The sequence below is a fragment of the Propioniferax innocua genome, assembly GCF_006716235.1.
Lineage (GTDB): Bacteria > Actinomycetota > Actinomycetes > Propionibacteriales > Propionibacteriaceae > Propioniferax > Propioniferax innocua.
Map to the genome: position 1 here is coordinate 1,114,633 of NZ_VFOR01000001.1, position 19,121 is coordinate 1,133,753.

Below are 19,121 nucleotides of genomic sequence, written 5' to 3' on the forward strand. Positions count from 1 at the left end.
GAGCGACGCGGCACTGCGCACCAGGCCTGGGACCCGATTCACAAGATCCCGAGTGCCACTCACCCTGTGGTGTCTGGCCCTTTCGTTGGCCCTGATCGGCGTTCTCGTGTGGGCAGTGGGGTCGGGATCGGTGCACATTCCCTCTGGAGATGTGTGGGCGATCGTCTGGCACCACATCACCGGGTCGGTCACACCGTGGTGGACCGCTGCCCGTGAGTCCATCATCCTCGAATCGCGGCTCCCACGAGCCATCACCGCGGCCGCCGTCGGCGCGAGTCTCGCTGTGGCGGGTGGTTCCGCTCAAGCCGTCACCCGAAACGCCCTCGCCGATCCGTACCTGCTCGGGGTCTCGTCCGGCGCCGGGTTCGGCGTCGTGTGCGCATCGGTGCTCGGGTGGACAGCGGGCGTCTCAGGATGGCTCGTGACGCCTGCCGCCGCGTTCATCGGCGGCCTGGCCCCCATGGCCGTGGCCCTACTGGTCTCCACCGCGGTCCGCACCCCCGCCGCGATGATCCTCACCGGCGTCGCCACGGGACAGGTGTTCTCGGCGCTCATCACGTTCACGCTGTTGGTGGTGGCCCGCGACCAACAGCTCTCCGGAGTGCTGCATTGGATGGCCGGTGGTTTCGGGGATGCACGCTGGCGTTCCGCAATCATCCCGTTGACGGCACTGCTGACCATGGGAACCGCCCTGGTGGTCGCCGGACGCCAACTCGATCTGCTCCACGTCGGCGAGGACGGTGCCCGTGCCCTTGGGCTTCCGACCCATGCTTTCCGGATCGCCGTCCTGCTCGCGGTGTCACTCCTGGCGGGTTGTTCGGTGGCCGTGGCCGGAGGCATCGGTTTCGTCGGCCTGCTCGTGCCCCATGTGGCGGCGATGCTGGTGGGCGCGCGGGCCCGACGGCTCCTCCCGGTCGCAGCCCTCGTGGGTGCGATCGCCCTGGTGGCCGCCGACACCTTCGCTCGTTCGGCCTCGCAACGGGTGGAGCTTCCTGTCGGCGTCGTCACGTCACTGGTGGGCGCCCCGATCTTCGTCATCATGCTGTGGCGCACCCAACGGAGGGCGACATGAACGCCGGGCTGAGGATCGAGGAACTCTCCCACGCCTTCGGCACGCACCCGGTGCTGAGCAATGTGCTGCTGGATTCCCGCCCCGGGGAGATCACCGGGCTCGTGGGACCGAACGGTTCAGGAAAGACCACGCTGCTGCGCACCTGCTACCGAGCATTGCGACCGGATTCGGGCCACCTGTGGCTCGGAACCGATGACGCCGACACTCTCAGCCGCCGAGCCGTGGCGCAGCGCCTCGGCGTCTCTGTTCAGGAGCCGGCCCCGACGCTGGGGCTGACGGTCCGGGAATCGGTGGGCCTGGGACGCACACCGCACCGCCCCTGGCTGGGCGCGGAGACCCCCCAGGACGTCGAACTGATCGACGCCGCCCTCGCCGACACCGGGCTGTCCTCCCTCGCGGACCGCGATGTCACACACCTTTCCGGCGGTGAGCGCCAGCGTGTCTCACTGGCCAGGGCCCTGTGCACCCGTGCTCCCATCCTGCTGCTCGACGAACCGTCGAATCACCTCGATCTTCAACACCAGATCGCGGTGATGGATCTCCTGCGATCTCGCGCCGATGACGGAACCACCGTGCTGCTGACCCTGCACGACCTGCGGTTGGCGGCCGAAGCCTGCGATCAACTGGTGGTGCTGCATGCCGGACGAGTGGCCGCCCATGGTGAGCCCACCCAGGTGCTCACCACCGAGCTGTTGGCCGAGGTCTTCGGGATCCGCGGCCGCCTGGTCATCGATGATGACGGCCCCCGCCTCGTGGTCTCGGGGAGGGCGCCATGACGCTCAGCCCCATCGCCCCGCAAGAACGTGAGTGGATCGCCCGCCGCATCGACGACACCGCCCGACGCTGGGGCTCGGGCGATGCCCGTGTGAACGCCACGCTCTGGTGGTACGCGGCTTCGAGCACCACCGCAGGCCCACCGGTGCATGCCTTCGTGGCGCAGCGTCCCATTCCACGCCCGGTACCGACCATCGGCAGGCTCGGTGAGAACGGTTACCTGGGTGGGTTGGAACATGACGGCACTTGGACTCGAACCGAGTTCCCGAAGGCCTTCATCGAGATGGTGTCCCCCATGATCGAAGCCCTGGCCGAGGCCGGTTCGGCATCACCACGTGCCCTGTGGGCGATCCTCACCGATTCGATCGCCAACCAGGCACTCTCCACACCGAACGTCACCGTGGCCACGGCCTCGAGCGCCGCCACCGACATCGTCGACGCCATGCGCGCCCACGCTCCCCTGCCCCGTGCGCGTTTCCAGGATGTGTCCACCGACGGCACCCTCCATGACGCCGACCCACTCGCCCCGCCACCACAGGGAACACGTCGGGCCACGCGGCGAGCATCCTGCTGTCTCATCCACAAGACCACCTCGACACCGGGGGAACCCGCTGGCATGTGCGCCAGCTGTCCCCGGCTCGGAAGAGCCAGGGGCAGACGGATGGCCGACGCGCTGCACCGGCTCTGACACGTCCGGTCGAGCCAACTGCCCTCCTCTCACCCCACACACACGGAGCCCCCTCTCTCACCCCGCCTCAGCGGTACCCCCTGGGGTATGCCACGTTAGGGTGAAGAAGCAGCCCGTCAGAGCAATGATCCCGACCCGGGATCGCCCAAGCAGGAGCACGACGATGATCTTCACGCAGTACTACTTGGACTGCCTCTCGCAGGCGTCCTATCTGATCGGCGACGAGACCACCGGCCGAGCCGTCGTGGTCGATCCTCGCCGCGACGTCGAGGAGTACCTCGCCGACGCCCAGGAGCAAGGCCTCACCATCGAGGGAGTCATCCTCACCCACTTCCACGCTGACTTCGTCTCCGGCCACCTCGAACTCGCCCGAGCAACCGGTGCGTGGATCGGCATGGGCGACGCCGCCGACCCCGAGTTCACCGCCCAGCCATTGCAGGATGGTGAACGCATCGACCTCGGCGAAGTGGTCCTCGAGATCATGAGCACTCCCGGTCACACCCCAGAATCCATCAGTGTCATCGTCCACGAGCATCCAGATGACGCCGTGCCCCACAGCGTCCTGACCGGAGACTGCCTGTTCATCGGCGACGTCGGGCGTCCCGATCTGTTGGCCTCGGTGGGCGTCAGCCAGGAAGAACTCGCCGCGATGCTGCATGACTCGGTCCAGAACAAACTGATGTCCCTACCCGACGAGACCAAGGTCTTCCCAGCCCACGGCGCGGGGTCCGCATGTGGCAAGAACCTCTCGACCGAGAAGTCGTCGACCATCGGCAATCAGCGCATGATGAATTACGCTGCGGTTCCGATGCCGCAGGAGAAGTTCATCGCCCTGGTGACCGAAGGCCAGCCCACAGCGCCGGCCTATTTCAGCCATGACGCCCGGATCAACAAGGAGAACCGCCCCGTCCGTGACCCCGGCGCCACCGTTCCCGCTCTCGATGAGGAGGCGTTGCAGCAGGCAGTGGCCGATGGCGCCATCATCCTCGACACGCGTGACCCCATGGATTTCGCCGCCGGACATCTGGCCGGCTCCATCAATGTCGGCTTCAGCGGGCGTCTTGCCGAGACCGCAGGCATGCTGCTCTCACCGGATCAGCCCTTCATCATCGTCGCCGACCCCGGCGAAGAGCACGCTTCAGCCACCCGGATGATGCGCATCGGCTTCGACAACTGCGTCGGGCACCTGCCCGACGTGGCCGGCCATCTGACCGAGCACCCGCACCGGGCCCGGCGCCTGAGTCGGCTCACCGCCTCGGAGATGTTCACCGCACTCGAGAACGACCAGGTGCAACTGGTTGACGTACGCAACGCAGGCGAGCTCGACAACGGCAGGGTCGAGGGGGCCCACCACATCCCGTTGGCCCAACTGACCAAGCGCTGCGCCGAGCTCGACCCTGCCCGTCCGGTGGTGCTCCACTGCGCCGGTGGTTATCGTTCGGCGGCCGGCGCCAGCTGGTTGATGAGCCGTGGCTTCACCGATGTCTCGGATGTTCTCGGCGGCTACGGCGCCATCGACCTGATCGCGGTCTGAACGGAACGTGACGGCACGATGAGCATGCTCAGGCACAGCACCAGCCCTTTGAAGAGTGCATCCATGCAAGCAGCAGATCGGGGTGAACCCCGTTGACGGGGCTGGTGTGGGTTATTCCGGTGGGCCTCATCGTGGGTCTTGCCGTCGGAAGTCTCGGCGCGGGAGGCTCGATCCTCACCGTCCCGGCGTTGGTGTATCTGCTGGGGCAATCCCCGGTGCAGGCCACCACCGGGTCATTGATCATCGCCGGCATCACAGCCTTGGTCGGCGCGATCCCTCACCATCTGGCAGGCAATGTCCGGCTGGCGGCCGGGGTCGTCTTCGGGCTGGTCGGGGTCACAGGTTCCCTGCTCGGCGCCAAGCTGGCATCCGGTGTCGCCCCCTCACTGCTCCTGACGCTGTTCGCGATCCTCATGCTTGCGGTCGCAGCCGCCATGGTTCGACAGATCCGCGCCGGAGAAGGGCCAGATGCCTCCACCGTTCACGAGCACCGGAGACCTCTGGCATTGATCCTCAGCGCGATCGTGGTCGGACTGCTCACCGGATTCTTCGGGGTCGGGGGCGGATTCGCCGTGGTTCCCGCACTGGTGCTCGCCCTTCATCTCCCGATCACAGCCGCGGTCGGAACCTCCTTGGTCGTGATCGTGATCAATTCGGCCTCGGCCCTCGCCGGACGTCTCGGCAACGGCGTCGAGCTGGATTGGACGGTTCTGTTGGGCTTCGCAGCCTTCTCTGTGGCGGGGTCGCTGCTCGGTCAGCGCCTGACGACCAAGGTCTCGAGTCGCAACCTGACCATTGCCTTCACCATCATGCTGGTGACGATCGCTGGCTACATGTTGGCGATGAATGTCCCTGCGGTCATGGGGTGAGCGCCGCATCGACCGATCGGCGCGCATGATGTCGGTGCCCCGTGCCCGGGGCACCGACGTGTGTGGGCTCAGACGCCGGGGAGCTGCTGCCCCGCCGCGTGACGATTGAGCTTTTCGAGACGATGGAACGCCTCGATGTATCGAATCGTTCCGGATGAGGACCGCATGACCACCGAGTGGGTTCGGGCGCCACCGTGCTCGAGGTAGTGCACACCGTCGACGAGATCGCCGTCGCTGATACCGGTCGCTACGAACAACGTGTTGTCACTCGCGACGAGGGCGTCGGTGTCGAGGACTTTGTCGACGTCGAACCCGGCATCGATGGTGCGCTGACGCTCCTCATCGCTGGTCGGATGGAGCCTGGCCATGATACGTCCGCCCATGGCCTTCATCGCGCAGGCGCTGACGACCCCCTCGGGGCTTCCACCGATGCCGGCGAGGATGTCGACGCTGGAGACCGAGTCCGAGGCCGCCGAGACCGAAGCCGCCACGTCACCATCGGTGTACATGCTGGTCCGTGCGCCGGCATCGCGGATGTCCTTGGCCAGCTGCTCATGGCGTTCACGATTGAGCATGGCCACGACGATGTCACCGACGTCCTTGCCCTTGGCCTTCGCGACCTTCTTGATGGTGTCGGCGATCGGTGCCTCGATGTCGATCACATCGGCTGCCTCGGGTCCCACGGCGAGCTTGTCCATGTAGAAACACATCGTCGGGTTGTACATCGAGCCCGATTCTGCGGCAGCCATGACAGCGATCGAGTTGCGCATGCCGAGCGCCAGCAGGCGGGTGCCGTCCACCGGATCGACGGCGATGTCGACCTTCTGCCCATCGCCGGTGCCGACCTTCTCACCATTGTGCAGCATCGGGGCTTCATCCTTCTCACCCTCGCCGATGACGATGGTGCCGTCCATGCGCACACCGGCGAGCACCGCGCGCATCGCGTCGACCGCGGCACCGTCGCCCTCTTCCTTCTTCCCGCGGCCACGCCACCGGGCGGCCGCCAGGGCGGCGGCCTCGGTGGCCCGCATCAGGTCGAGACCAAGGTTGTTGTCGCTGATCACGTATCCGGTGCTTTTCGTTTCACTCATTCGGCAGGCCTCCTCGCACTTGGACGTTGCCTAGAGCCTAACCATGCTCACCCATGCCGGTGGCAGCCACCGTGATCAATGCGGCAGGAGCCCCCGCGTCAACCATCGAACCTGAGGGTTTGTGGTCGCTGTCGGTCACAAAACCTCAGGTCAAAAACCAGACGAACACCTGGTCCCACCTGCGGTGGCATCGTGCGGGAGATGTGTGACACGGGCTGCACACGTCATGCTGCGGCGGTGTGCGCCAGGCAGGAGCGGCACCGACTCGCGGATCCGAGCCAACCGCGGGTTCGCAGCACATCGGCGATCATCTGGGCCGTCCGGCATGGTTCAGCGATCACATCCTCCCAGCCGATGTGCAGGGGAACGATGCCGAGTGCGGCCCGTTTTGCATCGACGTGGGCGTCGGCCCGGATGGTGTCCTTGTGGTAGTTCCAGCCGTCCAGTTCGAGAGTCACGCGCTGCTCGGGGAACCATGCGTCACTGCGGTGACCTGCAATCACCACCTGACGCTGGGGAATCGGGAGCCCATGGGGTTTCTCCACTTGTGTGACGTACTGATGCTCGAGGGCTGACTCGATCCCGGTGACCGCGTCGGCGATGACACCGTGGAGAAACCACCGGTGCTTGTGACGCGCCCGTGCATCGAGCAGATGTCGGAGACGTTGCGCGCTCACCTGACCTTCCCGAAGACAGTCCAGGAACCAGCCGATGACGGCTCGTGATGGTAGGGATTCGCTCACGTCGAGTAGTACGTCATGACGGTCAATCACTCGGCTGTTCTGGCCAGCGCGCTCGAGCCGGCCGATGCAGTCCTGCCGAAACTCCCATCGAGGTCGTGGATCCACTCGCCGATCCTTCTCGACCCAGATGGTGATCGTCTCAGGTTTGGGCAGAGCACTGACTTGCAGATCAAGAATCTGGGCGGCGGCGAGCCCACCGACCGCAGCCCTCGGCCCTCCGATCATGGCGCCGGCATGCGCGAAGGTCCGCAGAGACGGTGAGTGGATGCTGTAGTGCCCACGGGCCAGCCAGTGCAGGCGTCCATCACGGCTCATGGTCTTGATGACCTTGCGGCTGATCCCGGCGGTCTGAAGCTGCGAAGAGGTCAGAATCCCATGTTGTCTGGCGGCGAGGGAGATGAGGTCATGAGGAAGTCGTTGGCGAGCGTGCACACCACACACCATGGAAGGGTGTACGCCCGAGCGAACCGCTCCCGGCAAGGTTGTGGAGAAGTCAGCCTTGGGGCTGTCGCCTGTGGATGAAAGCTCCGAGCGGTACACCTGAGGGTTTGTGACCGACAGCGACCACAAACCCTCAGGTTCAAAGTCAGATGCGGATCAGGGCACATCCAAGACTCACTCCGCCGGTGCCCCACACGCCACGCAGCAAACCGCACGCAACGAGGGCCGCACCCCAATTGGGGTGCGGCCCTCTGCGCTCATACGAATCAGCGAATCACTTGGCGCGTTCGCGGATCTCCAGCAGACGCCAGCGCTTGGTGGCCGACAGCGGGCGGGTCTCCATGATCCGCACGCGGTCGCCGACGTTGGCGTCGTTGTTCTCGTCATGCGCCTTCAGACGAACCGTCTTGCGCATGATCTTTCCGTAGAGGCGGTGCTTCACGCGGTCCTCGACGGCGACGGTGATGGTCTTGTCCATCTTGTCGCTGACGACGAGGCCGGTGCGCACCTTGCGGGCGCCTTCGCGCACCTGTTCGGTGTTCTCGGACACGTTCTGGCTCATGGTCTGCCTCACTTGCTCTCGGGCTCTTCGATGATGCCGAGGTTGCGCTCCTGCAGCACCGTGTAGACGCGGGCGATGTCCTTCCGAGCACCACGCAGACGCGCGGTGTTCTGGAGCTGGCCCGTTGCCGCCTGGAAGCGGAGCGAGAACAGCTCTTCCTTCAGCTCGGTGACCTTGCCGTTCAGCTCGTCACGGCTCATCGCACGCAGGTCAGCGGCAGTGGCGGTGTCAGCCATCAGAGATCTCCCCCTTCGCGCTTGATGATGCGAGCCTTCATGGGCAGCTTGTGGATGGCCAGACGCAGTGCCTCACGGGCAACCTCGTCGGGCACACCGGCGAGCTCGAACATGACGCGGCCGCGCTTGACGTTGGCGACCCACCACTCGGGCGATCCCTTACCCGAACCCATGCGGGCTTCGGCAGGGTGCTTGGTCATGGGGCGGTCCGGGTAGATGTTGATCCAGACCTTACCGCCACGCTTGATGTGACGGGTCATGGCGATACGAGCGGACTCGATCTGACGGTTGGTGACGTAGTGGCTGTCCAGCGCCTGGATACCGTAGTCACCGAACGCCAGCTCGGTACCGCCCTTGGCGTCACCCCGACGCTTCGGGGCGTGCTGCTTGCGGTGCTTGACGCGCTTGGGAATCAGCATGCTCAGGCTCCTGCGTTCTCAGTGGTCGAAGCAGCCTCGGCTGCCTTGGGGGCACCGCTCGCTGCGCGCTCGGTACGACGGCGACCGCCACGCTCCGGACGACCGCCACGGCCGCGTCCACCCCGGCCGCCACGTCCGCCACCCTGGGCGTTCTGACGCGCGGCCTTCTGGGCGGCACGCTCGGCACGGCTGCCGGAAACGTCACCCTTGTAGATCCAGACCTTCACACCGATGCGGCCGAAGGTCGTACGGGCCTCGAAGAAGCCGTAGTCGATGTCGGCACGCAGGGTGTGCAGGGGCACGCGGCCCTCCGAGTAACCCTCCGAGCGCGACATCTCGGCTCCACCGAGACGGCCCGAGCACTTGATGCGGATGCCCTTGGCTCCAGAACGCATGACTGACTGCTGAGCCTTGCGCATCGCGCGGCGGAACGCCACGCGGGCGGCCAGCTGCTCAGCGATGCCCTGTGCAACGAGCTGTGCATCGATCTCGGTGTTCTTCACCTCGAGGATGTTGAGCTGCACCTGCTTGCCGGTGAGCTTCTCCAGCTTGCCGCGGACGCGCTCCGCCTCAGCGCCATTGCGACCGATCACGATGCCCGGGCGCGCGGCGTACAGGAAGATCGTGACGCGCTCACTGCGACGCTCGATCTCCACCGACGAAATACCGGCGCGCTCGAGGTTCTCGGTGATCCACTCACGGATCTTGACGTCCTCGCCCACGGTCTCCGCGTAGTCCTTGTCGGCATACCAGCGGGTGACGTGGTCGGTGCTGACGCCGAGCCGGAAGCCGGTCGGGTTGATCTTCTGACCCATCCTCAGGCCTCCTTCTCGTTCTCGTCGTTCTTCTTGTTCTTGTTCTGGGCGTCTGTCTTCGACTCCACGACCACGGTGATGTGGCTGCCGCGCTTCATGATGCGCGACGCCGACCCCTTGGCCCGGGGACGAATGCGACGCATGGTGACACCCTCATCGACGAATGCCTGCGAGATGTACAGGTCGTTGATACGAAGGTCATCGGTGTTCTCGGCGTTGGCAGCAGCGGACGCAACCACCTTGGCGACAGGCTCAGCCGCACCCTGTGGCGCGAACTTGAGGATGTCGAGAGCCTCGGTCACGTCGAGTCCACGGACCAGGTCCACAACGCGACGCACCTTGAGCGGCGAGATGCGGACGTGCCGGGCGATGGCGTACGAGCCCCGACGGTCTCCGAGCAGGGCGGCGCGACGGCTGGGCCGTGCCTTCTGTTCTGTACTCATATCCGTTCCTTCTGCCCGCTCAGCGGCGCGATGCCTTGCGGTCGTCCTTGACATGGCCCTTGAAGGTCCGCGTCGGGGCGAACTCTCCGAGCTTGTGGCCAACCATGGCGTCGGTCACGAAGACCGGCACGTGCTTGCGACCATCGTGCACGGCGATGGTGAGGCCGATCATGTCGGGAATCACCATCGAACGGCGCGACCAGGTCTTGATGACAGCGTTCTTGCTGCCCTTGGCCGCCTGCTCCTCGACCTTCTTGAGCAGGTGGTCGTCGATGAAGGGGCCCTTCTTCAGGCTGCGTGGCATGTTTCCTCAGACTCCTTCTCAGCGCTTCTTCTTGCCGGACTTGCGACGGCGGACGATCTGGCGGTTGCTCGCCTTGTTCGGGTTGCGCGTACGACCCTCGGGCTTGCCCCACGGCGACACCGGGTGACGGCCACCGGAAGTCTTGCCCTCGCCACCACCGTGCGGGTGATCGATCGGGTTCATCACGACGCCGCGAACGGTTGGACGCTTGCCCTTCCAGCGTGCGCGTCCTGCCTTGCCCCAGCTGATGTTGACCTGCTCGGAGTTGCCGACCTCGCCGATGGTCGCGCGGCAGCGAACGTCCACCATGCGCGTCTCGCCCGAAGGCATGCGCAGTGTGGCGTTCTTGCCCTCGCGAGCGACCAGCTGGATCGACGCTCCGGCAGAGCGGCCGAGCTTGGCGCTGCCACCGGGGCGGAGCTCCACGGCGTGAATCGTGGTGCCCACCGGGATGTTGCGCAACGGCAGATTGTTACCGGGCTTGATGTCGGCCTCGGGGCCGGCTTCCACCATGGTTCCCTGCGCCAGCTTGTCGGGGGCGATGATGTACCGCTTCTCCCCGTCCAGGTAGTGCAGCAGAGCGATGCGCGCGGTGCGGTTGGGGTCGTACTCGATGTGCGCGACCTTGGCCGGAACCCCGTCCTTGTCATAGCGCTTGAAGTCGATGACCCGGTAGGCCTGCTTGTGGCCGCCACCGATGTGGCGGGTGGTGATACGGCCGCTGTTGTTACGACCGCCGGTCTTCGACTGCGAACGCAGCAGTGACTTCTCCGGGGTGGAGCGAGTCAGCTCGACGAAGTCGGCAACCGACGAGCCGCGACGGCCCGCCGTCGTCGGCTTGTGCTTACGAATGCCCATGTCTAGTTCCTCTCAGCGTCCGCCGGTCAGTCGACCTGGCCGAAGATGTCGATGGACTGGCCCTCGGCGACGGTCACGATGGCGCGCTTGGTGTCGGGGCGCTTGCCCAGACCAAAGCGCGTGCGCCGGGACTTGCCCACACGGTTGTTCGTGTTGACGGCGGTGACCTTCACATCGAAGACCTGCTCGACGGCGATCTTGATCTGGGTCTTGTTGGCGTTGGGAGCCACCAGGAACGTGTACTTGTTCTCGTCCAACAGGCCGTAGCTCTTCTCGCTGACGACCGGGGCGAGCAGCACGTCGCGGTGGTCGCTGATCTTCAGTGCCTCGTTCACTTGGCTTCATCCCCTGACACGGACTGATCGGCGGCTGCTTCATCGGAAGTGGCGACGGCCTTGACGGCCTTGCCCTTCTGCGGGCCCGCGAGGAAAGCGTCGAGGGCGGCGCTGGTGAAGACGATCTCGTCGGCAACGAGGACGTCGTAGGCGTTGAGCTGGTCGGCGACGATCGCGTGCACCTCGGGAGCGTTGCGCAGGCTCAGCCAGGCCACGTCCTCATCCCGGCCCAGCGCGACAACGATCTTCTTCGCACTCGTCAGCGCCTTGATCGTGGTCAGAGCCTGCTTGGTGGAGGGCTTGTCACCCTCGACGAGGTTCTCGACCACGTGCACGCGACCTTCGGCGGCACGATCGGAGAGAGCGCCACGGAGTGCCGCGACGACCATCTTCTTCGGGGTGCGCTGCGCATAGCCACGGGGAACCGGGCCGTGGACGATGCCACCGCCAGTCCACTGGGGAGCGCGGATCGAACCCTGACGGGCGCGGCCGGTGCCCTTCTGGCGCCAAGGCTTCTTGCCGCCGCCGGAGACCTCGCCACGACCCTTCACCTTGTGGGTTCCCTGACGCGCTGCGGCCAGCTGGGCGACGACCACCTGATGGATCAGGGGGACGTTGACCTCCTGGCCGAAGATCGCTTCGGGCAGCGTGGCGGTGCCGGCCTTCTTGCCGGCCGTGTTCTTCACGTCAACAGTCAGGTCGCTCATGCCTTCTCACCCTTCTTGGCTGCGTTGCGCAGGACGACGAGGCCGCCCTTGGGGCCCGGAATGGCGCCCTTGACCAGGATCAGGCCGCGCTCGGCGTCCACCGAGTGCACGTCGAGGTTCTGCACGGTGACGCGCTCGACGCCCATGCGTCCAGCCATCCGCAGGCCCTTGAACACACGGCCGGGGGTGGCGCAGCCACCGATCGAGCCGGGGGCGCGGTGCTTGCGGTGCACACCGTGCGAGGCGCGGAGGCCGCCGAAGCCGTGACGCTTCATGACACCGGCGGTGCCCTTGCCCTTGCTGATACCGGTCACGTCGATCTGCTCGCCGGCCTCGAAGGCGTCGGCGGTGATCTCCTGACCGGCTTCGTACTCGGCGGCGTCGGAGGTGCGGATCTCGACGAGGTGCCTACGCGGCGTCACGCCGGCCTTGTCGAAGTGCCCGGCGGTCGGCTTGGTGACCTTCTTGGCCTTGACCGCACCGAAACCGAGCTGGACGGCGGAGTAGCCGTCGGTCTCGGCGGTGCGGACCTGCGTCACGACGCAGGGTCCGGCCTGGATCACGGTGACGGGGACGACGCGGTTCTCGTCATCCCACAGCTGGGTCATGCCGAGCTTGGTGCCCAGCAGCCCCTTGGTCTTACGTTCAGTGGATGTGCTCACTGTCGATCACGTCCCCTCAGAGCTTGATCTCGATGTCCACACCGGCCGGCAGGTCGAGACGCATGAGCGAGTCGACCGTCTTCGGGGTGGGATCGACGATGTCGATGAGCCGCTTGTGCGTACGCATCTCGAAATGCTCGCGGCTGTCCTTGTACTTGTGGGGCGAACGGATCACACAGAACACGTTCTTCTCCGTGGGCAGCGGCACCGGACCGGCGACCTTGGCACCCGTGCGAGTCACCGTGTCGACGATCTTGCGCGCAGAGGTGTCGATCACCTCGTGGTCATAGGCCTTGAGCCTGATGCGGATCTTTTGTCCCGCCACAGTTCGTCCTCTTCTCGTCTGCCGTTCGGACGGCGTCCAACTCGTTCTTCTGGATCGGACGGCGTCCGACTGGTCTGCATGTCCACCGGTTTCCCGGCCGTGCATCCGCCCGGATCTCCCGGACGGCTGGGGCGAACCCCGTGAATCGGACGTGTCCGATCCTTCTGGTTGGGGCGGATCAGTGGTTCCTCACCGGCCCAAACCCAAGCCTGTGTGCTTCGACCCCCGCGCTCGGGCGTGTCGCAGTATGCATCCGTGAAGAACCGCTGTTCATCTTGTGGAGTGCAGCCTGCGCCCGAAGGGCGGGAGAGGAGACTCACGGTCTGGCCGCGCATGGATTTCAGCCACGCACAACCCCGGCGCCTCTCTCGGAGCAACCCGTATATCTTGTCAGATCGTCGGCAGCATTCCAAATCCGCCTGCGCGAAGCCTCACCGACGATGCCCGGCCGGTGTCACACGCCCGGGGTTCGGCAGCACGAACAGGAATCTGACGTGGGGCTCGACTGCCAGCAGGACGACGATGAAGACGAGGGTGGCGACGCTCAGAACAGCGAAAGTCACCGCCGCCGACGCTCCCCAACCTGCCACGGTCGGCATCAGCGCGAACATGAACGGATAGTGCGCGACGTAGACCACGATCGACCGCCGCCCGAAATGAGCGGCCCATCTCATGGGCGTCCATGATTCGATTCGTGGCGTGAGCCAGATCAGCAGGGCCACGCCGATGAGACTGCCCAGGACGGCCAGGGGCGTCAGCGATACGGGCTGCTCCCCCACCGCCACCCACAGGGCCCAGCCGAGGGCCCCCGCTCCGAGCAGGCCGCCCACCTGCGCGGGTCTCTCCTGCCAAGTTTCGAGTCTAGGCCTGAAGGCTGCTCCTGCATAGAAGAAACCACTCCACCAGAGCTGACGCTCCCACACCGGCTCGAGCGGCGCGAAGGCGAAGCAGGCCATCCACGACACCACGGCGAGGACCCACCAGGGGATCCGCAACAGATGGATCACCGGCGCCGTGAGATAGCAGAAGAACAGGACGACGAGGAACCACAGACTGTTGCCGTAGTCACCCAACCAGAACTGCGGATACACCAGGAGATACGAGATCCCGGGCACCAGTGCGAACATGCACATCCAGACCAGATAGGGCCACGCGATGTGCCGGATCTTGCCCCAGTAGAAGGTACCCAACGGCTTGCTCAACGACTGCGGCAGCAACAACCCGGAGAGCACCAGCAACGAGGGGATCCGGTATGGCTCGATCACGCCGTTGAGGTCGCGGATCCACTCCATGTCCACGCGGCCGGCATAGGCGACCGGCAGCGCTGCGGCGTGCCCGAGCAGGACGAGCACGACGGCGACGCCACGCATGGAGTCCATCCATTGGAGACGAGGGCGTTGGAGACGAGTTCGACCCTCGGACGTTTTCCGGGCGAGGTTCATTCAGCACGGTCCGTTCAACGCAGAAGGATCAGTCGAGGAGCTTCTTCCACCAGGGCCGGGTGTCCCGGGCGGGAACGGCGAAGTCTCCACTCGAGGGCGCTCCATGCGAACTCCACCCCGGGGTGCGCCCGCCTCGCGGCGGCTGAGCATGCCATTGCGAAGCCGCAGATGCGCGCTGCGTCGGATCATGGGCCGATGACCCGGAGCTCTCGTCCGTCGATCAGATCCGGCGTCGGGCGTCCGGCGCTCTCGGCCTGACGCAGGGAAGCGATGGCTTCATCCACCTCTTCGGCGCGGTAGCCCATACGCGTCATCCGGAACCGCTGGTTCCACGAAGGAGTCATGCATCAACTCTAGGCCCGGGTGGGCCGCGGCGTGGCCGCTCCTGCGATGATGAGGAACATGACGGTCCCCAGCTCCACGTATCGCCTCCAGCTCTCTGCTGAGTTCACGCTCGACGATGCCGCCGCCCTGATGGATTACCTCCAGGAGCTGGGTGTCGGGGCGGTCTACCTCTCCCCCGTGTTGACCGCGACCAAGGGTTCGACCCACGGCTATGACACCACCGATCCGACGTCGGTCGATCCCGAACGGGGTGGTGAAGAGGCCTGGTCCCGCCTCCTGACTGCCGCCAAGGAGCACGGTCTGGCCGTGGTGGTCGACATCGTGCCGAACCACGTCGGAGTGTCCGCGCCCCAGGAGAACCACGCGTGGTGGGACGTGCTCACCCACGGCCCCGACGCCGCCCGTGCCCACTGGTTCGACATCGACTGGACGCGCGGAAAACTACTGGTGCCCATCCTCGGTTCCGACGCCGACACCGCCGAACTCAGCGTCGACACCTCCGGTGACGAACCCCTGTTGGCCTACTACGACCACCGGTTCCCGCTCGCGCCGGGAACCTGGAGTCCGGGCGCCGACCTCTCCGACGTGCTCGCCCAGCAGCACTACGAGCTGGTCGATTGGCGCCGGGGCGATTCGGAGCTGAACTATCGCCGTTTCTTCACGATCACGACCCTCGCCGGAATCCGCCAGGAGGATCCGGACGTGTTCGCCGCGACGCACGCGCGGATCGCCCGGATGCTGGCCGAAGGGGTCGGCGGCCTGCGTGTCGATCATCCCGACGGTGTCGCCGACCCGGCCGATTACTTCAGCAGACTGCGCGATCTCGCCGGCGAGAAGACCTGGTTGCTCGGGGAGAAGATTCTCGAGCCGGGTGAGAAACTCCCCGACTGGCCGATCGAAGGCACCACCGGCTACGACGCCCTGCGCGAGGTGGAACACGCCTTCATCGACACCGCGAAGGCCGATGCGTTCGACGACCTCTATCGCCGTTACGCGACCGACCAGCGCACCTTCACCGAGCACGTGGGTGACGCCAAACGTCGAGCCGCCACCGAACTGCTGGCCGCCGAACGCGCCCGCATGCTTCGTGTTCTCGGACGTGACGACGCCGCGACCACTGATGCACTGGCCGAACTCGCCGTGGCCATGCCCGTCTATCGCACCTACCCCGGCGACACCACCGAACCGCTCGATCAAGCGGTGGCGAGCGTCACCGACTCCCGCCCCGACCTGACCGAAGCCGTCGCGGCCCTGCGTCCGATGCTGACCACCGATCCGGAGATGAGCAGACGCTTCGGCCAGTACTCTGGTGCGGTGATGGCCAAGGGCGTGGAAGACACCACGTTCTACCGATGGAGTCGTTTCGTCGGATTGAATGAGGTCGGAGGAGACCCGGCCACGTTCGGCGGTTCACTGGACGCGTTCCATGACGCCCAGCAGGAACGCCAGAGCGCCCAACCGCAGGCCATGACGGCTCTGGCCACACACGACACCAAGCGCGGCGAAGACGTGCGCGCCCGCCTGGCAGCGCTGTCGGAGGTACCGGTCACGTACGGGCGGTTCCTCGAGGAGCTCGAGCACCACACCGAGGTGCCCAACGGCAACTTTCTCCAACTCATCGCCCAGACCGTGGTGGGCGCCGGGATCATCGAGCGCCAGCGTCTGCATGACTATGTGATCAAAGCCGCGCGCGAGGCGTCGCAGGAGACCACATGGACGCAGGTGAACGAAACTTTCGAGCAGGCGATCACCGCAGCGGTGGACGCATGCTTCGACCACGAGTCGGTGCGCGTCCAGCTGGACCGGCTGCTGTCCCTGATCGAGCAGCCCGGCTGGAGCAACAGCTTGGGGCGCAAGCTCGTGCAGTTGACGATGCCCGGGGTGCCAGACGTCTACCAGGGCACAGAGATGCTCGACGACTCCCTGGTGGACCCCGACAATCGTCGCCCCGTGGATTACTCCGCTCGACGCGCGATGCTGGATTCCACTCCCCTGCCTTGGCTCGATGGGTCGGGTGCAGCCAAGTTCCATGTGGTGCGCACCGCGCTGCGCCTGCGCCGGGAATGTCCTGAACTGTTCACCGGTTACACACCGATGCATGCGAACGGTGACGCGGCTGACCATTTCCTCGGTTTCGACCGTGGCGGCGCCCTCACCGCAGTCACGCGGCTGCCTTACGGTCTTGGTCAACGTGACGGCTGGGGCGACACATCCTTGATGCTCCAGGGATCTTGGACCGATCAGTTGACCGGCGCGGGGTTCACCGGCGAGGTGCGCGTGAACGACCTGTTCGATCACTACCCGGTGGCGTTGCTGACCAAGCAGTGAGCCTCACTGCCGTCGGCGTGCCTTCACATGATGTCGGCCCGGCCGCCCCGAGCCCGCTTACGGAGCTGTCCAGCAGTTCTTCTCATGTGGCCCCCGCTCCTCCCACACGATGTGAAAACGCTATACAGTTGCGGTAATAGCACACGCCCAACTCGACTTGGGCAACCGACCATGGGGGCATATATGAAGAAGATCCTTGCAACGACTTTCGCCGGCGGGGTGCTGCTCGCCGGTCTCGGAACCACGGCAGACGCCGCCGACGGCATCAGTGTCGATACCTCTCCCTACGATCCGAACGGCTCCATCTCCATCACCTTCCCCGGCTGTGAGGGCGCGGAGCTCTACGCCTCCGACATTTACTTCGGTCACACCGAGCCCGGTCCCGCAACGCTCCTGGTCTCCAACTATCTGCACCCCTCTGAACCGTTCGACTTCGATGCCCTCGAAGTCACCGGAGAGGAAGGCATCTTCATCACCGCGCGTTGCGAATTCGCCGATGGCACGACGACCGAGCTCGAACCGATCAACGTGTACCCGGAGGGTTCTCGCTTCCTCGACGAGGACCCCTCCGATGATCCGAGCTCCACGCCCAGCGCGGAGAGCAGCGAGACGCCCAGCGCGGAGAGCAGCGAGACGCCCAGCGCGGAGAGCAGCGAGACGCCCAGCGCGGACGACGACGCCGACAGCGGTACCGGATCGCCCGACGAAGGGTCCAAGGGCTTGCCGAAGACTGGCGTCTGACCATCCCTGCAATACATTCGCGGGCCGCGCCGAGAAATCGGCGCGGCCCGCGGTTTTCTGCGGTCTGAGCAGCCACATGGGTTCCAGTTCCGCCAACTTTCTGCGCATGATCCTGATTTGGCGTGGCTGGGGTGTGCTCTCAGCATTGATTCTTCTCGTTGGTATCGGCATGGGCGTGACGCTGGCCCAGGCCGTCGGAAATGGTCCGCTCGGTGCCGTGGCGTTCGGGGTCATGGCGGCCGCAGCGTCGGCGGGTGTGTGGTTCCTGGGCGTCTACTTCAACAAGACTCGATTCGAGCAGCAACTGGAGCGCCACCTGGGTGAACGCAACATGCATTACGAGAACCTGATCCACTCAGGACGTCCGTGAGCCGGGCCTGAGTACGACGATTCCCATGCCTCCCACCTCGACGCAAAGCCGCGTCTGCACGGCACAACGTAGAGGTGGAGCTTGGTCAGAGAGGTCCGGGACCGAGAAACGCGAAACCGGGGATGTTGCGGAGCACGCCGAAGACGACCAACACCCCGATGAGCAGATAGAACAGCCAGAGGGGAAACGTGCGTTCTGCGGCCCGCCCGGACCAAGCCGACCGCATCCACACGATCCACGCGGCTGCCATCAAGGGCAGCGCGATGAAGATGAGGGGGTTTCGGCTGACCGCGGTGCCCACATCGCCATGGAACAGTGCTCGAGTGGCCCGAAGCATGCCGCATCCCGGGCATGCGTAGCCGGTAAGAGCCAGGAAGGGGCAGGTTCCCCAGCTCCCGGGTGTGTTGGGGTCATGGACATTGACCGCCACGCACATGGCAAGCGCCCCTGCTCCGGTGAGCAGAGGCACTCTCATGCGCTGCGCGCGTGGACGCACCTCGGTGGTGGCCGCCTGCTCGGTGACCGCCACCTCCTCGAGACGCGTCTCGGAGGCCATGATCAGTTGGCCCCGAGGAACGACTCACCGAGTCCGTTGAAGAACCCGATGATGGTGCCGGCGATCCACCACACCAGGGCGATGATCGAGATGATGCGCACAGCCTTGATCTTGTCAAGGTTCGTCGACGCGGAGGCTGGATCGTTCATGATCGAGTTGGATTTGATGAGGGTGTAAATGGCGATGGGCAAGCAGCACACCACCGAGATGATGCTGAGGATCAGCAGCTTGGTGCTCTCAGGGTGATCCTGCATGGGAGGCTGCCCTGCGTCATGTGGCTCGTATGACATGGATTCTCCTGGGTTCCGCGCGAGCCCCGGACGGGCATTCGCGTCGGCCCATCTTTACAGGATCGGAGGTCACCGTCCACATCACCTGTATGTGCCATCAGCCCCGTACTTACCCACCAGCCCCGCACTTACCCATCTGCCCCGTATGTGTCACCGCATGTGGACCACCGT

Annotated in this window: 25 protein-coding genes; 8 read left to right on the forward strand and 17 right to left on the reverse strand. The window is 65.5% G+C overall.

Going from position 1 to position 19,121, the window contains the following annotated elements; all coding sequences use genetic code 11:
* The first annotated feature begins 52 nt into the window (after positions 1–52).
* The 5 genes from FB460_RS05285 to FB460_RS05305 all read left to right on the forward strand — a co-directional run bounded on the left by FB460_RS05285 (position 53) and on the right by FB460_RS05305 (position 4,937).
* Positions 53–1,072, forward strand: coding sequence for a FecCD family ABC transporter permease (locus FB460_RS05285; protein ID WP_211345836.1), 1,020 nt, complete (start codon positions 53–55; stop codon positions 1,070–1,072).
* Positions 1,069–1,848: an ABC transporter ATP-binding protein gene (locus FB460_RS05290; RefSeq protein WP_142093009.1), complete on the forward strand. Its 780-nt coding sequence runs from the start codon at positions 1,069–1,071 to the stop codon at positions 1,846–1,848. Before FB460_RS05285 ends, FB460_RS05290 begins: the two co-directional genes overlap by 4 nt.
* Entirely contained in the window at positions 1,845–2,534 is a 690-nt protein-coding gene (locus tag FB460_RS05295; RefSeq protein WP_142093010.1) for a (2Fe-2S)-binding protein, read from the forward strand. The genes FB460_RS05290 and FB460_RS05295 overlap by 4 nt, the downstream gene beginning before the upstream one ends.
* Before the next feature lie 163 nt (positions 2,535–2,697).
* Positions 2,698–4,068, forward strand: coding sequence for an MBL fold metallo-hydrolase (locus tag FB460_RS05300; protein WP_142093011.1), 1,371 nt, complete (start codon positions 2,698–2,700; stop codon positions 4,066–4,068).
* A 92-nt stretch (positions 4,069–4,160) separates the two neighbouring features.
* Complete coding sequence (locus FB460_RS05305) at positions 4,161–4,937, forward strand: sulfite exporter TauE/SafE family protein (RefSeq protein WP_142093012.1); 777 nt, start codon at positions 4,161–4,163, stop codon at positions 4,935–4,937.
* Positions 4,938–5,005: 68 nt separating this feature from the next.
* Here the strand turns inward: FB460_RS05305 and glpX are convergent, their stop codons facing one another.
* The 15 genes from glpX to FB460_RS05380 form a co-directional block, all read right to left on the reverse strand.
* A complete protein-coding gene (glpX, locus tag FB460_RS05310) occupies positions 5,006–6,028 on the reverse strand; it encodes a class II fructose-bisphosphatase (RefSeq protein ID WP_142093013.1) in 1,023 nt (340 codons plus the stop codon).
* Between the two features lie 224 nt (positions 6,029–6,252).
* Entirely contained in the window at positions 6,253–7,203 is a 951-nt protein-coding gene (locus FB460_RS05315; protein WP_170209953.1) for a type IV toxin-antitoxin system AbiEi family antitoxin domain-containing protein, read from the reverse strand.
* 283 nt (positions 7,204–7,486) lie between these two features.
* Positions 7,487–7,762: a 30S ribosomal protein S17 gene (rpsQ, locus tag FB460_RS05320; protein ID WP_425466975.1), complete on the reverse strand. Its 276-nt coding sequence runs from the start codon at positions 7,760–7,762 to the stop codon at positions 7,487–7,489.
* 20 nt (positions 7,763–7,782) lie between these two features.
* Positions 7,783–8,010: a 50S ribosomal protein L29 gene (rpmC, locus tag FB460_RS05325; protein WP_142093016.1), complete on the reverse strand. Its 228-nt coding sequence runs from the start codon at positions 8,008–8,010 to the stop codon at positions 7,783–7,785.
* Positions 8,010–8,429, reverse strand: coding sequence for a 50S ribosomal protein L16 (rplP, locus tag FB460_RS05330; protein ID WP_142093017.1), 420 nt, complete (start codon positions 8,427–8,429; stop codon positions 8,010–8,012). The genes rpmC and rplP overlap by 1 nt, the downstream gene beginning before the upstream one ends.
* Positions 8,430–8,431: 2 nt before the next feature.
* The gene (gene rpsC / locus FB460_RS05335; RefSeq protein ID WP_142093018.1) at positions 8,432–9,244 is read right to left on the reverse strand and encodes a 30S ribosomal protein S3; all 813 of its coding nucleotides are present in this window, start codon (positions 9,242–9,244) and stop codon (positions 8,432–8,434) included.
* 2 nt (positions 9,245–9,246) lie between these two features.
* Complete coding sequence (gene rplV / locus FB460_RS05340) at positions 9,247–9,687, reverse strand: 50S ribosomal protein L22 (RefSeq protein ID WP_142093019.1); 441 nt, start codon at positions 9,685–9,687, stop codon at positions 9,247–9,249.
* Between the two features lie 19 nt (positions 9,688–9,706).
* Positions 9,707–9,991, reverse strand: a complete 285-nt coding sequence (rpsS, locus tag FB460_RS05345) for a 30S ribosomal protein S19 (RefSeq protein WP_142093020.1) — start codon at positions 9,989–9,991, stop codon at positions 9,707–9,709.
* 18 nt (positions 9,992–10,009) lie between these two features.
* Positions 10,010–10,849, reverse strand: coding sequence for a 50S ribosomal protein L2 (gene rplB, locus FB460_RS05350; protein WP_142093021.1), 840 nt, complete (start codon positions 10,847–10,849; stop codon positions 10,010–10,012).
* A gap of 26 nt (positions 10,850–10,875) precedes the next feature.
* Positions 10,876–11,184 carry a 50S ribosomal protein L23 gene (gene rplW / locus FB460_RS05355; protein ID WP_211345837.1) on the reverse strand — a complete coding sequence of 103 codons (309 nt, stop codon included), beginning with the start codon at positions 11,182–11,184 and terminating at the stop codon, positions 10,876–10,878.
* Positions 11,181–11,891 (reverse strand): 50S ribosomal protein L4, encoded by a 711-nt coding sequence (gene rplD, locus FB460_RS05360; RefSeq protein ID WP_142093022.1) that lies wholly within the window; start codon positions 11,889–11,891, stop codon positions 11,181–11,183. The genes rplW and rplD overlap by 4 nt, the downstream gene beginning before the upstream one ends.
* Positions 11,888–12,553, reverse strand: coding sequence for a 50S ribosomal protein L3 (gene rplC, locus FB460_RS05365; protein ID WP_142093023.1), 666 nt, complete (start codon positions 12,551–12,553; stop codon positions 11,888–11,890). The genes rplD and rplC overlap by 4 nt, the downstream gene beginning before the upstream one ends.
* Before the next feature lie 16 nt (positions 12,554–12,569).
* A complete protein-coding gene (gene rpsJ / locus FB460_RS05370) occupies positions 12,570–12,878 on the reverse strand; it encodes a 30S ribosomal protein S10 (RefSeq protein ID WP_142093024.1) in 309 nt (102 codons plus the stop codon).
* 431 nt (positions 12,879–13,309) lie between these two features.
* Positions 13,310–14,257 carry an acyltransferase family protein gene (locus FB460_RS05375; protein ID WP_170209954.1) on the reverse strand — a complete coding sequence of 316 codons (948 nt, stop codon included), beginning with the start codon at positions 14,255–14,257 and terminating at the stop codon, positions 13,310–13,312.
* Positions 14,258–14,505: 248 nt separating this feature from the next.
* The gene (locus FB460_RS05380) at positions 14,506–14,664 is read right to left on the reverse strand and encodes a DivIVA domain-containing protein (RefSeq protein WP_142093026.1); all 159 of its coding nucleotides are present in this window, start codon (positions 14,662–14,664) and stop codon (positions 14,506–14,508) included.
* Between the two features lie 58 nt (positions 14,665–14,722).
* Between FB460_RS05380 and treY the strand changes: the two genes are divergently transcribed.
* From treY to FB460_RS05395, 3 genes are all read left to right on the forward strand, one after another.
* Complete coding sequence (treY, locus tag FB460_RS05385; RefSeq protein WP_142093027.1) at positions 14,723–16,993, forward strand: malto-oligosyltrehalose synthase; 2,271 nt, start codon at positions 14,723–14,725, stop codon at positions 16,991–16,993.
* A 183-nt stretch (positions 16,994–17,176) separates the two neighbouring features.
* Entirely contained in the window at positions 17,177–17,734 is a 558-nt protein-coding gene (locus FB460_RS05390; protein ID WP_142093028.1) for a hypothetical protein, read from the forward strand.
* A gap of 106 nt (positions 17,735–17,840) precedes the next feature.
* Positions 17,841–18,104 carry a hypothetical protein gene (locus FB460_RS05395; protein ID WP_142093029.1) on the forward strand — a complete coding sequence of 88 codons (264 nt, stop codon included), beginning with the start codon at positions 17,841–17,843 and terminating at the stop codon, positions 18,102–18,104.
* 85 nt (positions 18,105–18,189) lie between these two features.
* On the opposite strand, the gene FB460_RS05400 is transcribed toward FB460_RS05395, so the two are convergent.
* Entirely contained in the window at positions 18,190–18,660 is a 471-nt protein-coding gene (locus tag FB460_RS05400; RefSeq protein ID WP_211345838.1) for a DUF2752 domain-containing protein, read from the reverse strand.
* 2 nt (positions 18,661–18,662) lie between these two features.
* Positions 18,663–18,950 carry a hypothetical protein gene (locus tag FB460_RS05405; protein WP_142093030.1) on the reverse strand — a complete coding sequence of 96 codons (288 nt, stop codon included), beginning with the start codon at positions 18,948–18,950 and terminating at the stop codon, positions 18,663–18,665.
* Positions 18,951–19,121: the final 171 nt, after the last annotated feature.